Source organism: Enterobacter sp. ZOR0014, from assembly GCF_000798855.1.
In the GTDB taxonomy this organism is placed as follows: domain Bacteria; phylum Pseudomonadota; class Gammaproteobacteria; order Enterobacterales; family Enterobacteriaceae; genus Enterobacter; species Enterobacter kobei.
Window position 1 is genome coordinate 1 of sequence record NZ_JTLF01000221.1, and the last position, 569, is coordinate 569.

At 52.7% G+C, this 569-nt stretch carries 1 rRNA gene; it reads right to left on the reverse strand.

Going from position 1 to position 569, the window contains the following annotated elements:
* Positions 1-47: 47 nt before the first annotated feature.
* Positions 48-569, reverse strand: a 16S ribosomal RNA gene (locus L977_RS11645); the annotation flags it as partial.

Genomic DNA, 569 nt, shown 5'->3' on the forward strand with positions numbered 1-569 from the left:
TTCATCAGACAATCTGTGTGAGCACTACAAAGGCAGGTTCTTTAAGGTAAGGAGGTGATCCAACCGCAGGTTCCCCTACGGTTACCTTGTTACGACTTCACCCCAGTCATGAATCACAAAGTGGTAAGCGCCCTCCCGAAGGTTAAGCTACCTACTTCTTTTGCAACCCACTCCCATGGTGTGACGGGCGGTGTGTACAAGGCCCGGGAACGTATTCACCGTAGCATTCTGATCTACGATTACTAGCGATTCCGACTTCATGGAGTCGAGTTGCAGACTCCAATCCGGACTACGACGCACTTTATGAGGTCCGCTTGCTCTCGCGAGGTCGCTTCTCTTTGTATGCGCCATTGTAGCACGTGTGTAGCCCTACTCGTAAGGGCCATGATGACTTGACGTCATCCCCACCTTCCTCCAGTTTATCACTGGCAGTCTCCTTTGAGTTCCCGGCCGGACCGCTGGCAACAAAGGATAAGGGTTGCGCTCGTTGCGGGACTTAACCCAACATTTCACAACACGAGCTGACGACAGCCATGCAGCACCTGTCTCAGAGTTCCCGAAGGCACCAA